Origin of the sequence: Caballeronia sp. GAWG1-1 (assembly GCF_023631465.1) — a bacterium.
Classification (GTDB): Bacteria; Pseudomonadota; Gammaproteobacteria; order Burkholderiales; family Burkholderiaceae; genus Caballeronia.
Genome location: NZ_JALQDB010000037.1, coordinates 410393 through 423251 on the forward strand (window position 1 = coordinate 410393; position 12859 = coordinate 423251).

General features: G+C 63.7%; 11 protein-coding genes. 4 read left to right on the top strand and 7 right to left on the bottom strand.

What is annotated here, in order from left to right:
• Positions 1 to 21 precede the first annotated feature (21 nt).
• The 3 genes from NCT03_RS26945 to NCT03_RS26955 are packed head-to-tail and all read left to right on the top strand — an operon-like array spanning position 22 to position 3432.
• Positions 22 to 321, top strand: a complete 300-nt coding sequence (locus NCT03_RS26945) for a DUF3613 domain-containing protein (RefSeq protein WP_250494555.1) — start codon at positions 22 to 24, stop codon at positions 319 to 321.
• A 7-nt stretch (positions 322 to 328) separates the two neighbouring features.
• Positions 329 to 2044, top strand: coding sequence for a TadG family pilus assembly protein (locus NCT03_RS26950; protein ID WP_250494556.1), 1716 nt, complete (start codon positions 329 to 331; stop codon positions 2042 to 2044).
• A 5-nt stretch (positions 2045 to 2049) separates the two neighbouring features.
• Positions 2050 to 3432 carry a sigma 54-interacting transcriptional regulator gene (locus tag NCT03_RS26955; protein ID WP_244830823.1) on the top strand — a complete coding sequence of 461 codons (1383 nt, stop codon included), beginning with the start codon at positions 2050 to 2052 and terminating at the stop codon, positions 3430 to 3432.
• Positions 3433 to 3601: 169 nt separating this feature from the next.
• Here NCT03_RS26955 and NCT03_RS26960 read toward each other — a convergent pair whose 3' ends face one another.
• The 7 genes from NCT03_RS26960 to NCT03_RS26990 form a co-directional block, all read right to left on the bottom strand.
• Complete coding sequence (locus NCT03_RS26960; protein WP_250494557.1) at positions 3602 to 4501, bottom strand: EAL domain-containing protein; 900 nt, start codon at positions 4499 to 4501, stop codon at positions 3602 to 3604.
• Between the two features lie 293 nt (positions 4502 to 4794).
• Positions 4795 to 5766, bottom strand: coding sequence for a Csu type fimbrial protein (locus tag NCT03_RS26965; protein ID WP_250494558.1), 972 nt, complete (start codon positions 5764 to 5766; stop codon positions 4795 to 4797).
• A complete protein-coding gene (locus NCT03_RS26970) occupies positions 5763 to 8192 on the bottom strand; it encodes a fimbria/pilus outer membrane usher protein (protein WP_250494559.1) in 2430 nt (809 codons plus the stop codon). The genes NCT03_RS26965 and NCT03_RS26970 overlap by 4 nt, the downstream gene beginning before the upstream one ends.
• Positions 8193 to 8241: 49 nt before the next feature.
• The gene (locus NCT03_RS26975; RefSeq protein ID WP_250494560.1) at positions 8242 to 9036 is read right to left on the bottom strand and encodes a fimbrial biogenesis chaperone; all 795 of its coding nucleotides are present in this window, start codon (positions 9034 to 9036) and stop codon (positions 8242 to 8244) included.
• Between the two features lies 1 nt (position 9037).
• On the bottom strand, positions 9038 to 9547 hold the full coding sequence (locus NCT03_RS26980) for a Csu type fimbrial protein (protein ID WP_244830818.1): 510 nt from the start codon (positions 9545 to 9547) through the stop codon (positions 9038 to 9040).
• Positions 9548 to 9699: 152 nt separating this feature from the next.
• Entirely contained in the window at positions 9700 to 9984 is a 285-nt protein-coding gene (locus NCT03_RS26985; protein ID WP_250494561.1) for a hypothetical protein, read from the bottom strand.
• Between the two features lie 120 nt (positions 9985 to 10104).
• Entirely contained in the window at positions 10105 to 11226 is a 1122-nt protein-coding gene (locus tag NCT03_RS26990; protein ID WP_250494562.1) for an ABC transporter ATP-binding protein, read from the bottom strand.
• A gap of 261 nt (positions 11227 to 11487) precedes the next feature.
• Here NCT03_RS26990 and NCT03_RS26995 point away from each other — a divergent pair, with 261 nt between their 5' ends.
• Positions 11488 to 12858 (top strand): ABC transporter substrate-binding protein, encoded by a 1371-nt coding sequence (locus NCT03_RS26995; RefSeq protein ID WP_250494563.1) that lies wholly within the window; start codon positions 11488 to 11490, stop codon positions 12856 to 12858.
• Position 12859 lies beyond the last annotated feature (1 nt).

Consider the following 12859-nt stretch of genomic DNA (forward strand, 5'->3'; position numbering starts at 1 on the left):
AATCGAGCGAGGAAGCAGTCGATGAAAGCATCGTCAATGGCAGCGATCTGGTTCAGCGCGATGGCGCTCGTATCCGCAGCGCGGGCCGAGGAAGGCGCACCGGCAGCAAGCGAAGTCGGTCACGCAACCGAAGCCTGGCTCACGTTGCAGTCGAGCAATGCCGCAGCCGGTCCCGCGCGCCCGATGCCCGGCGCGCAAGCGAGTCTTGCCTACGCGCGCTACATGAAGTCGTTCGAGACCGCCATTCCCGAGCGCTACGGCTCGTCGCTGGAACAGGCGGGACGTCCGGCGCTCGATGTCAACTATCACGACGCGGACTGACCGGCCCATGACACGGCCTTTTCGCCATCGACCAGCGCGGCGCGCGCAACGCGGCGTGGCGGGCACGCTCGCGGCCATCTGGCTGATCGTGGCGGTGGCGGCGCTCGGCGCGATCGACGTCGGCAATTTCTTTTTCGCGCGCCGCAGCCTGCAAAGCGCGGCCGATCTAGCGGCAACAGCAGGCTCGCAAGTCGCCGATGCCGCATGCACGCGCGCCACCGCCGCCGCGACGGGCAGCGCGGCGGTCAACGGCTTCGATGCCACCGCGTCGGGCAACGGCATGACGACCGCGTGCGGCCGCTGGGACACGCAAGCGAACGCCGCGCCCGACTACTTCGCGGCGGGCGGCACGCCGATCAACGCGGTGAAAGTCGTCGCGACGCGCACCGTGCCGTACTTCTTCGTGGGGCCGGCACGCACGGTGACGGCGACGGCCGTCGCCAAGGTCACGGATATCGGCGCGTTCAGCATCGGCACGACGCTCGCGAGCATCGGCCCGGGACCGATCAACGGCCTGCTCAACGCGCTGCTCGGCACGAGCCTCAATCTCTCGCTCGCGTCGTATCAGGGACTCGCCGATACCCGCGTGAAAATCGCCGATCTGGTGACGGCGGCGGGCGTGGGCACGGTCGATCAACTGCTCGCCACGAGTCTCACGGCCGCGCAGATCGCGCGCCTGATGGTGAACGCGCTGCAAACGACGAGCGTGGCCAACGCCAATCTCTCGACGGCGCTCGGCGCGATGCAGACCATCGCGAGCGCCAATATCCCGGGCAATCAGACGATCTCGCTCGGCAAGACATCGACGGCGCCGGGGCTGCTTTCGGTGGCGCTCGCCAACACGCAATCCGCGCTCAACGCGACCATCAGCCCTCTGGATGCGCTCTTCGTCATGGCCGAGATCGCGCAGGCCGGGAAGTCGGCGGTGAACGTAGCGGGCGGGTTGAATCTGCTCGGGATTTCCGCCGGGCTGACCGTGCAGGTCATTCAGCCGCCGGTGCTCGCCATCGGCGAAGCGGGCCAGGATGCCAACGGCAACTGGCGCACGCAGGCGCAGACCGCGCAAGTGCGCGCATCGCTCGATGTCACGGTCGGCACGCTGTCGCTCGTGCTCGGTCCGCTCTTCGGCAACATCGCGCCGACCGTGCATCTGCCCGTGGTCGTGGAGGCCGTGGCGGGCTCCGCGTACCTTGCGTCGACGCAATGCAAGGGGCCGCCGCTCGCGCGGCGCTCGGTCATCGGCGTCAACAGCACGGTGGCGAACGTGTGTGTCGGCGACACCCCCGCGGGCACCGCCGCCTGCTCGCAACCGGCGACGCTCGTCAACGTGCTCGGACTGCTGACGGTCACCGCCAAGGTGACCACCGGCTCCGTGCCTTCGGCATCGGGCACGCTCACATTCGATGGCCAGAGCGGCAACAGCGACGACTATCAGACACTTGCATCGCTGCCGGGGAAGACGCTCGCCAACGCGTTGTCCTCGCTCAACACGAGTCTCTCGGCGCCTGGCGGTTTGATACTCGCGTCGCCGCTGCTTCCGTCCGCGCTGCTCAATAGCATCGCACCGCTGCTGCTTGCCTTGCTCACGCCCGCATTGACCACGATACTCGCCGGACTGGACCAGGTTCTCGTCCCCGTCCTGCAACTCCTCGGCGCGCAGATCGGCACGAGCACGATTCACGACTTGTCGCTTACCTGCGGCGAATCGCAACTGGCGTACTGAACGACATGAGACAGATCACCAAAATCGATGGCCTCGACATCCACGTGTGGGAGGGCAAGTCCGACATCGTCGAGCGCGTGGTGCGCTGCATGTCCAGTCACGAAGTGGATGTATTACGCGCGGACGGCACGTCCATCAGCGCGCCGCGCGATTCGTCGCGCCCGGCGATCGCGATCATCAGCGTAAGCGTGATAGACAGCGGCGCGTTCGTGCTGCGCGACTGGGAAGCGCGTCATTCGATGCCCGTGGTCTGGGTCGGCGCGGCGCCGCGCGAACGCGATCCGTCCATGTTTCCCGCCGATTATTCGCACATCCTGCCGCTCGATTTCACCGGCGCCGAATTGCGCGCGATGGTCTCGAAACTCGCACAGCAATTGCGCGCGCATGGCGAGGAAGCGCAGGCGTCGCATGCGTTGATCGCGCATGCCGAATGCATGCAGGCGCTCCTGCACGAAGTCGATACCTTCGCCGATTGCGATACGCCCGTGCTTCTGCACGGCGAGACCGGCGTCGGCAAGGAGCGCATTGCGCAATTGCTGCACGAGAAGCATCGCCGCTATGGCGAAGGTCCGTTCGTGCCGGTGAACTGCGGCGCGATTCCCGATGGTCTCTTCGAGTCGCTGTTCTTCGGGCATGCGAAGGGATCGTTCACGGGCGCCGTGCTCGCGCATAAAGGCTACTTCGAGCAGGCCAACGGCGGCACGCTTTTTCTCGATGAAATCGGCGATTTGCCGCTCTATCAGCAAGTCAAGCTGCTGCGCGTGCTGGAAGATCAGGCGGTCACGCGGCTCGGTTCGGCGACGCCCGTGCGGCTCGAATTCCGGCTTATCGCGGCGAGCAACAAGAGCTTGCCGCAGCTCGTGAAGGACGGCACGTTTCGCGCGGACCTCTATTACCGGCTCGCGGTCATCGAACTCAAGATTCCGACGCTGGAAGAACGCGGCGCGGCCGACAAGATTGCGCTCTTCAAGTCGTTCATCAACGAAGTGGTGGGCAAGGAGAAGCTCGAGTCCTTGCCCGAGTTACCGTACTGGCTGGCGGACGCCGTCGCCGATGTCTATTTTCCCGGCAACGTGCGCGAGTTGCGCAATCTGGCGGAGCGCGTGGGTGTGACGGTGCGGCAACTCGGCTCGTGGGACGAAGGGCGCGTCAAGCGGCTCCTCGTGCTCGCGCGCAATGCGCAACCCGTGGATAACGCCACTGAGCTGCTCGTCGACCGCAGCAAGTGGGACATGAACGAACGAAACCGCGTGATCGCCGCGCTCGAAGCGAACGGCTGGCGCCGGCAGGATACGGCGTTGCATCTGGGCATCAGCCGCAAGGTGCTGTGGGAGAAGATGCGCAAGTTCCAGATCTTCGATGAGGAACCGGAGACGCGCCCGCTCTGAGTGCCGCGCTCGGGTATCGATTCCGGGCGTCCAAAAAAAAACGCCGACGCATGCCTACGTCGGCGAAGTTCTGGCGTTTCGAGGGCTGCCAGAAGCTCTGGGCGGCCGGATGAAATCAGTGGGTCCGGCCTTATGTCCTTTCAACTTTCCATACAGGCGGTGCGCGCCTTCATGCGGCGTCCGCGATACGCATCGCCGAGCGCCGGCTGGTTTGCCGCGTGATTGCATGGGCTCCCTGCATGCCTTGCATGTCCGCGTGAGCATCCACGCCCGGCACGTTGTCCATGCCAAACGTGGGCCGCGCGAGCAGGAAGCCTTGCGCGAGCACATGCGGCCACTGCGCGAGCCATTGCGCCTGCGCGGGCGTCTCCACGCCTTCGACGACGATCGATACCTTGAGCCGCGTGAGCAGCGCGAGCACCGAGGAAAACACCATGCACGCATTCGGGCAGCGCGGCGCTTCCGCGAGCAACTCCTTGGCGATCTTCACGGTGCCGAAATCAATCGGCCCGAGCGCGGCGAGGCACGCGTAGCCGGTACCGAAATCATCCATCGCAATGTTGACGCCTTTATTACGGAAGCGCTGGACGACCTGTTGAATCGACGGAAAGAGCGCAAGATCCTCGCTTTCCGAGAGTTCCAGTTCGATATAGCTCGACGCGATGCCGTGCGCCACGCAGATCGCTTCCATGCGTTTTGCGAAGCCCGGCATGGCGGCGACCGAAGGCGGCACGTTGACCGCGACGGGATAACGCTTGCCGCCGCGCGCGAGCCACGCGGCGATATCGCCTGCGACGGCATCCATGACGAACCAGGTGATCTTCACCATGACGTCCGGGTCCTGCAACGCCTCGCAGAACGCGCCAGGCAAGAGCACGCCGTAGTCTGGATGACGCCAGCGGATGAGCGCTTCCATGCGCGCGAGCTCGCCGCTGTCGACTCGGTAGATTCCCTGATAGGCGATACAAAACTCGCCAGCCGCGAGACCCTGAAGTACGCGACGCCTCAATGCCTGACCGGAGTCGCGCACGACGGTCTCGACCTGCGAGCGGGATGTCGTTGTACTCATGCTTTGCCGCCCTCCCTTAGTGTTCAAGAGAAGGTTTGCAGGAGTCGTGCCAGTTTGGATATACGCGGCGGTTCGGCGTTCGGATGCGGACTTCAGAAAGGGAAAACCCGAATTTTTGCCGGTGTTGAGCGATCCTCGGAATGATCGGGAATAGCGTATCGGTCAAAGGTAACGTTACGTCGAGGCAAGCGTTACGCCCGCATGCGTCGTCACCGTGCACGGCGCCTTGTAGTTTCGAGCCTGTGTGTAATAACTTTTGCAATGCTGACTAGTGGAGAGCGCACGTTCGCGGCTCAGTAAGTGATGGTCGCAAGGATGGTATCGCTATAAGTTCCGGCGGTGGGTGTGGCTTGCGGCAGCACGCGCGCATAGACCGTGATCGCCTGACTCGAACCGGTGCCGGTGCCTGCGAGAGCCGGCGCGGAATTCGTGCCATCGCCCCACGGAGTCGAGTAAGCCGCGTTCTGATAGAGCTGATATCGCACCTGTTCGCTGCCGCCGCCGCGCGTCATGCGCCGGTCCGCGACGCTTGCGCCGCTGCCGCCGCCGGCCGATAACGTTATCGAGTAAGGGTCGTTGTTGGTGCATGCCACGCTCAGTGTGCCCGTTGCCGTCAAGGCGCCATCGAGTAGTCCGGCCGTGCCGAAATTGATGTTGGTCGCGGCAAGCGTGCAATCGTTGATGACGGTCGCGCTCACGGTAAAGGAAAGGGCGTTCGAATTGGCGGTCACGGTCGAGCAGTTGGGCGGCGAAACAACGTATTGCTGATACGTCATTTCGGCCTGCGTCGCGCCCGAGAATGTCGATAGATACGTTCCCGCGACGAGCGTGCTCTGACCCGCCGCGATGCGTCCATAAAACGGCAAGGTACGGCTGCCGGATGCCGTGCCGAGCGCGAGGGTAAGCGGTATGTCGAGCGCCACCGCGCCGTAACTCGCGGAGCGCCGCGAGCCCCAGATCGTGCCGCCGGTCGAATCGGCATAGAGGTTGTATTGCAGCGTGCTGGCGCCGTTGGCCGCCAGGCGCGGCGCGTAGGACGCACCTGCGCTGCCCGTCCCGATGCTGATGCACGCCCGCACCGGCAAGGTCAGCACGAAGCCCGTGCAAGACACCGTCACCGAGCCCGAGACGTTCGCGGACGAATCCGTCGCGGGCGCGATCGATCCGAAGTTGATGCTCGATATCGACGCCGTGCACACTTGCGCACGCACCGGCGTCGTCATGAAGACGAACAGCGCGATAGCCAAGAACCATGCGCGCTTCATGGCGACGCGCTCTTGCAGGTGAATGGGCCGAGCGTCGGCAAGGCGTGTGCTTGCGCCGTGAAGGCAACGTGCGCTTCGCAGGACGTGCCGGATGACGTGGCGTCGAGCGTATTGGTCGCGGCGAGATCGTCGATGAAGGCGAGTCCGTCGTAGCCGACGACGTATCGCTTGCCGGTCTCGCGGTGCGTAAGCGTCGTGCCCGGCGGCAAGGGAGCGCTTGCGGCATCGACGAGCTGCAGTTGTGCGCCGCTGAAACCCCGTATCGGAAAACGCGCGACGACGCCCGCCCGCGATTGCGGCGCGAGATTGAGCTGCGTGGTGGCGATGGAGGTATTGGCGGGAAGATCGAGCGGGTCGATGCCGAGATGATTCGCCTGATACGCAATCAGATCCGGCACCAGCAAATGCCCCGCGCCATTGGTCTTGCCGATCTCGCGGTTCTCGTGCAGCACGGGCACGTTCGCTACGCCATCGGTGGAGACGAGCGCGAAGGCGTCGTCGATACGGCGGCCCGCGAGCACATCGCCTTCCATCATCACGATGGAGCCCGATGCGTCCAGCTCGCCATACACGCGCGACTGCACGCTCGCCACGGTGCCGAGCAAATCGCCATAGCGAGTGCGATACGCGCCTTGCGCAAGCGACTGCTGCACGCCGTTCTGATGCGCCGTCTGCGCTTGCCAGCCAAAGCCGCCGCCGTAGTCGGCCGTCTTCGTCACCGATGCGCCGAAGAGCGGTTTGCCGTGATCGCTGCCTGCATCGACGCTCGCGTTGAGGGCGCCGCCGAGCGCGAAGGCGAGCGCCACGAAGACGCCGGTGTTACGCGTGTCGCCGAAGTCGTGATACACGCTCGCCGATAGCGACGTGCCGCGCGGCAACGTCACCGTGTACGCCAGCGAACCGATGCGCGAGTCGCCGTAGTAGGGATCGGCAAGACCCACGTAACTCGCGCTTGCCGTGCTCGAAGAACCCAGCACGCGCACGGGCGCGGCAAGCGTCGCGCGATACGTCGAACGCGGCACGGGCGTGCCTTCGGCGGACGCCAGATCGCTGTAGTGAGGCGTCGCTTTCTGCGCTTGCAGATCGACGGAAAGCGCGGGCGTGCGCCATTGCCATCCCACCGAAACCTGCATGCCGCTGCCGCCATGCGGCGCTTGCGGAACATAAGGCGGCAAACTGCTATCGAAGCCGTTGTAGAAGCTTGCCGGATAGATATAAAGGGGCGCGGGATTCGAGCCGCCGTTGCCCGCGCTGCCCGCCAGCGACACATTGAAGACGCCCGCTTGTCCGATGCCGAACAATACGCCGGCGCCCGCGTTGTAGACGCCGCGCGTGGCTTCGCCGTGTGCTTCGAGCGTGATGGTATCGCTTAAACCGCGCCTGATCGACGCCGATGCCGACGGGTCGCCCGCATAGTCGAACGAGCGCAGCGCATATGCGCGGCGCACGAAGCCCGCTTCGACGGAGAAGTCCGTGAGGCCGCTTGCGAGCAGACGCGCGTCGATATAGAGCGGCACCGTCGTCATCACGCTGCGACCGAGCACATCGCGGCTCACGATCACCGCTTCGCCCGCGCCGTTGATGGCCGGCACCGCATTGATGACGAACGGTCCCGAGGGCGCCGCGCCGCTGAACTGGCGTACATTGTTGACGTAGAGATCGACGGCGCTCGGCACGGCGGCCGAACCGCCGAGCGCGGGCACGGGATACGTGACGAGATCGGGCCGCAAGCCGAAGTCGCGCGATAGTTGCGCGCCTGCCATTCGCACCGGGCGCGTCCATGTGAGCGATGAGGAAATCGTGTCGCCGATGCGCGTGGTCATGAGTGAAGCGGTGTCCGAATGGCTCCACGACGTATCGAGCCGCACGTAGCGGCGGCTGTCCGCATACCAGTACGCCGTGCCGGTGTTGTCGAAGAGGCCGCCCGGATAGAAGAAGCGTTCCTCGCCATAGAAGCCGTATTGCGCCGGCGAGTTGGTCTGCACGCTCGCTTCGTAGTTGATGACGAGGCCCGTGCCGGTTGCGGCCACCGGCGCGCGTGCCGGAATGTTGGAAAGCGCGGAAGGCACGCGGCGCGCATCGGCGGCTTCGAGGTCGATGCGTTGCTGTTGCTCGAAGTATTGATAACGCAGGCCTGGCACGACACCCAGCGCGATGCGGCCGTTCGCTTGCGCTTGCAGGTCGTCGGTGCGCAAGCCGAGTTCGCGCAATTCGCCGGGCGTCGTGTAGATCATCTCGTCGGTCACGAAGAATTGCGCGATCTTTTGCGTCGATGTTCCGTTGATCGACACTTCGAGATAAAGCTCGCCGCGTTCATGGGGAAGGGCGCCTTGCATCTGAATGGGCGCTGTCGCCGGTGTCGAGTCGTTCGCGTGCGACCACGCGGGCATGGCGGACCACACGATGATCGGCACGAGACGAAGCACATGAGCGCGTGACCGGCTCGCACGCGGGCGCGGCGATGGCATCCACGGCCTAGCGGTCGGAGCCCGGCGGTCCCGGCTCGACGTTCACACGCATGGTCACGGGCTCGCCGTTGACGACGGCGTGCAAGGTCGCCCACGTGCCATTCGCAGGCGCGCCCTGCACGGGCCAGCGGCGCGCGGCGCCGGGCAACGCATAGCCGAGCAGTCCCGCCGAGACTTGCGTGCTCTGACCATCGGACCAGTCAAGATGAACGCGGCTCAGTTGCGCATGCGTTTGCGCGCCGTTCGACACGCGCAGCATGACGTCGGCTTCGTTGTTTGCCTGGCTCTTGCGTTCCAGCGCGAACTTCAACGCGGGCGAGCGCGCTTCGTCCGCGCCCACGAAGACCGGCACCGAGTAGCGCAACTGCATGCGCACGCCCGTGTTCTGCGCGCTTTGTGCGTTCGGAATTTCATCGATCAGCAGACGATACGTCTCCTCGCGCGCAAGCGGCTCGCTTCCCACTCGCAGAATGCGGATGGTCTGATCGCCGTTCGGCGCGATCTGCACGATCGGCGGACTCGCGACGATGGCGGCCGTGCGCTCCAGATGGTCTTCGTCGAGCGACTGCGTCCATGCGAACACGCGTACCTGAGCATTGAGCGGCGCACTGCCGTCGTTATGCAGCGTGAGCGCGGCGGCGGGCCTTTCGGCGGAGAGATCGAGCCGGATCGGCGACACTTGCAAGGCCGCCGCCGATACGTTCGCCGCGTACAGAAGGCACCACCACGAGAAGCCCGCCAGCGCACACGCGAGCGCCCGCCTGCCGGGCCGCGCGGCCCGGTAACACTGCGATGAGCGCATGCTAGAACGTGACGGTAGCCGTGACGACGGATGAATACGTGCCCGCGGCCGGCGTGGTCTGCGGCGCGACGCGGCCATAGACCGTGACCGTCTGCGCCGCGCCCGTGCCGGTGCCGGAGACCGTGTCGGTGCCGACCGTCTGGCCCCAGACGAGCGTGCGCGCGGCATCGCGATAGAGCTGATAGGCGACCGTCGGCAGAGGCGTGCCCGTGCCCGCGAGCAGCCGGTTCGGCACCGTGGAACCCGACACCGAACCCGCATCCAGCCCGACGTTATACGACGCGCCGTTCGAGCAGGTGACGCTCAACGTGGTGGTCTGATCGATGTTCGCCGCGATAACACCCGAGTTGCCGAAATTGAGCGGATTGGCCGCGATCTGGCAATCGTTCTGCAGCGTGAGGGATACGGTGAAGGTAGTGGTTCGCGTGGCTGCGTTCGCTCCGAACGGAACGAGCGGCCCCGATGCCAACGCGATGCAAAGCACGGAAACGGCAAGGTTACGGCGACGCATTGTTCACCTCTTCTCTGGAAGTGTCTTCCGCGCGCCAAACGTTTGCGCTGCTCTCTCAGATTTTTGGCGCGTCGTGACGCCCTGATTATGTGCATTCCTCAGACGTTAAAGCGTAAGCGATTGTAACAATGCGTCGCCAAGGGTTCGACGTTTCAGAACGCGATCTCGACGACCGGCATTTGCGGTCGTTGCGCGGCCTTGATCTCGGCGATGCGGACATCCGCGAAATATTCGCCCGCGAGGATGCGGTACTGGCCGCCTGCGGAACAGGCCACGCTCGGCTGCGTGGCGCCCGTATCGAGCGTGCAGATATCGTAGACGGTCAGCGTCACGGGCAACTCTGCGTTGCCGGTGCCTGCAAAAGCGGAAGGTGCCGCGCTGAGCGCGAACGTCACCACGACGGACCATGCCGTCAGCGAACGGATGCTGGATGCCATGAATTTCACGATGAACAGCGGTGACGGATGCAGCCGACGGCGCGGCCGCGAGCGCCGCTACTTCGGCGCCTCTTTTCGTTTACGGCATCCGCTGAGGAAACTTGATCGAGCGACCCAGCCTCAAGCGGCAGCAGTCTCCGTCACGGGCCGAAGACGTTCGAGCGCACTGCCGTCCTGGTTGAACAGATGCACATGGCGAATGCTGAAGCCCGCGTTCAGGCGTTGTCCTTCGAACGCAGTGGACTCGCCCGAGCCCTTTACTTGAATCACGAGGTCGTTCGGCAATCGCAGATGCAAGAGCGTCTCGCCACCGAGATGCTCGATCACCATCACTTCGCCGGCAAGACCGCTATCGATATCGCCGCCGCATTCCTCGACGAAATGTTCCGGGCGAATGCCGAGCGTGAGCGTCTCGCCCGCCTTTACCGACGAAGCCTTGAAGGGCAGCGTGAGCGCCTCGCCACCGGGCAGTTCGATGCTGACGCCGGCGGCATCGACACGTTGCACGCGCACGTCCATGAAGTTCATCTTCGGCGAGCCGATGAAGCCCGCGACGAAGCGATTATGCGGCGTGCGATAAAGCTCCAGCGGCGTGCCGATCTGCTCCACGCGCCCATGATTCAGCACGACGATTCGATCTGCCATGGTCATCGCTTCGGTCTGATCGTGCGTGACGTAGATCATCGTCGCGTTGAGTTGCTTGTGCAGCTTAATGAGTTCGAGGCGCATCTGCACGCGCAAGGCGGCATCGAGATTCGAGAGCGGTTCGTCGAAGAGAAACACTTGCGGTTCGCGCACGATCGATCGCCCGATGGCAACGCGCTGACGCTGTCCGCCCGACAACGCGCGCGGCCGGCGTTCGAGCAGTTGACCGATCTGCAGGATCTCGGCTGCGCGCTGCACGCGTTCCTTGATCTGCGCTTCGGGCAGCTTCAGCATGCGCAGTCCGAACGCGATGTTCTCGTACACCGTCATGTGCGGATAGAGCGCATACGACTGAAACACCATCGCCACGCCACGCTGCGATGGTTCGAGTTCGGTGACGTCTTCACCGCCTATCAGTATTTGCCCTGAATCGCTGCGTTCGAGCCCGGCGATGCTTCGCAGCAAGGTGGACTTGCCACATCCCGATGGTCCGACGAAGACCATGAACTCGCGGTCCTTCACCTGAATGTCGACGCCCTTGAGCACATCGGTGCCTGCAAAGGACTTGCGGATCTGCTGTAGATGAACGGCGCTCATGCCTGTCTCCGTCTATGGCCGAGCCACGAGTATGTTCATCGCAGCGCAGCATCGAATGGCTTCGTCGATTTAGTTCTTGACAACCTGTTCGGGCCAAAATATACAATTGTAAAACCGAAATTACAAGTGAAACGACACAGACGGTCTTCGCCGCATACGCCGTGTTTTCCACCCGTTTCCCTTCGCACTCGCAGGAACCGAAAGACGCTACGAACGAATCCGCAAGCCATCACTGCTCTAAAAAAATCAAAGGAGACAGGCATGAAGAAGCGCTTCACCCAGGTGAGACAACTTGGTCCCGTCAAGCACGTAGCGGCTGTCGCGCTACTTGCGGCTAGCGCGGCTTTCGCCGCATCGAACGCACAGGCGTGGACGCTCAAGGAAGCCGCGGAGCCGTATTCTGGCACCACCATCAAGGCTATCTTTCTGGATCGTCCCGGCTACAAGGCAGCACAAACCCTGATACCGCAGTTCGAGAAAGAGACGGGCATCAAGGTGCGCTGGGAAGTGATTCCGTACGAGAACACGCGTGAGAAGGAAGTGCTCAACTTCGTGGGCGGCGGCGATCAGGACATCGTGCTCGTGGACGTCGTGTGGATCGGCGAATTCGCGAGTAACAAGTGGCTCGTGCCCATCAAGAAGTTCACGGACGACCCCAAGCTCGCGGACCCGAATCTCAATCTGAAGGGCTTCTTCCCGATTCTGCTCGACTCGTTCGGCACATGGGACAAGGTCACGTATGGCCTGCCGTTCGATAATTACTCGGGCCTCATGTTCTACAACAAGTGCATGCTGAAGGACGCGGGTTTCGACGAGCCGCCGAAGACCTGGGACGAGTTGCTGACAACCTACGCGCCGAAGCTCACGAAGGGCGACAAGTTCGCTTTCGCGTTGCAGTCGCGGCGCGGCGAGACGCAATCGGCGGATAGCTTCATGCGCGTGTTGTGGCCCAATGGCGGATCGCTTCTCGATGCTAAGTTCAAGTCGAACCTGATGTCGCCGCAATCGCAAGCGGGCCTCGAATACCGGCAAAAGCTGATGAAGTACATGCCGCCGGGTATCGTCGATTTCGATCACGCCGAAGCCGTCAACGCGCTTGCGCAAGGGCAGGTCGCGATGATCACCGAATGGTCCGCTTTCTATCCGACGCTCACCGACCCGAGCAAGTCGAAGCTCGGCAACTGTCTTGCGATCACCACCGAACCGAAGGGGCCGGCGGGACTCAAGCCCGCGCTCGGCGGCTTCTCGCTTGCCGTGAATGCAAAGGCCAGCGCGAAGAAGCAAGCGGCATCGTGGCTCTTCATCCAATGGATCACGTCCGAGGCCATGGCGAAGCCTTATCTCGAGGCGGGCGGCGTGCCGGCACGCACGGCGGTCTATCAGGACAAGGCGGTGCAGGACAAGTATCCGTTCGTGAAGCCGATGGTCGAATCCTGGCAAGGCGGCGTGCCGGATTATCGTCCGCGTTTCCCCGAATGGCCGGCGGTGTCGGAAGTCATCGGCGAATGGGGCAGCAAGATCATGCTCGGTCAGGTGACGGTGAAGGATGGCGCGCAGACCATCGGTCAGAAGACCGAGGACATCCTGAAGAAAGCCGGCTATTACGACGGCAAGAAGCCTTTGCTCAAGTAAT

Bases quoted from the DNA above. Each gene is read 5' to 3' on its own strand.
- NCT03_RS26965 (WP_250494558.1), bottom strand. From the start codon at position 5,766: ATGAAGCGCGCATGGTTCTTGGCTATCGCGCTGTTCGTCTTCATGACG.
- NCT03_RS26985 (WP_250494561.1), bottom strand. From the start codon at position 9,984: ATGGCATCCAGCATCCGTTCGCTGACGGCATGGTCCGTCGTGGTGACG.
- NCT03_RS26995 (WP_250494563.1), top strand. From the start codon at position 11,488: ATGAAGAAGCGCTTCACCCAGGTGAGACAACTTGGTCCCGTCAAGCAC.
- NCT03_RS26960 (WP_250494557.1), bottom strand. From the start codon at position 4,501: ATGAGTACAACGACATCCCGCTCGCAGGTCGAGACCGTCGTGCGCGAC.
- NCT03_RS26990 (WP_250494562.1), bottom strand. From the start codon at position 11,226: ATGAGCGCCGTTCATCTACAGCAGATCCGCAAGTCCTTTGCAGGCACC.
- NCT03_RS26955 (WP_244830823.1), top strand. From the start codon at position 2,050: ATGAGACAGATCACCAAAATCGATGGCCTCGACATCCACGTGTGGGAG.
- NCT03_RS26980 (WP_244830818.1), bottom strand. From the start codon at position 9,547: ATGCGTCGCCGTAACCTTGCCGTTTCCGTGCTTTGCATCGCGTTGGCA.
- NCT03_RS26975 (WP_250494560.1), bottom strand. From the start codon at position 9,036: ATGCGCTCATCGCAGTGTTACCGGGCCGCGCGGCCCGGCAGGCGGGCG.
- NCT03_RS26945 (WP_250494555.1), top strand. From the start codon at position 22: ATGAAAGCATCGTCAATGGCAGCGATCTGGTTCAGCGCGATGGCGCTC.
- NCT03_RS26950 (WP_250494556.1), top strand. From the start codon at position 329: ATGACACGGCCTTTTCGCCATCGACCAGCGCGGCGCGCGCAACGCGGC.